At 63.8% G+C, this 265-nt stretch carries 1 pseudogene; it reads right to left on the minus strand.

From position 1 onward, the window contains the following. Window positions 1–265 (minus strand): annotated as a pseudogene (locus K6M89_RS30780) (CocE/NonD family hydrolase); the annotation flags it as partial.

Consider the following 265-nt stretch of genomic DNA (forward strand, 5'->3'; position numbering starts at 1 on the left):
TCGACATAGAAGCATTGCATCTTCGGCGGCGACCAGCTGTCCTTCGCCACCCAGAAACCCGGATCGCTGTCGCGGCGGAGAGCCGGGCGGATAGCATCGAGAATATAGGCGCGGGCCTGCGGCAGCCGGTCGATGCCGTTGTCCTCGCCGCGCAGCCATTTGTTCCACCAGGCGATCGCTTCGGCAGGGAAATCCGCGCGCGGTTTCGGCCAGGCGAAGTGCGGATATTTGTGCACCCAGGGGCCGATCAGCGCTTTTGCCTTGT

Origin of the sequence: Rhizobium croatiense (genome assembly GCF_019793465.1) — a bacterium.
Classification (GTDB): Bacteria; Pseudomonadota; Alphaproteobacteria; order Rhizobiales; family Rhizobiaceae; genus Rhizobium; species Rhizobium croatiense.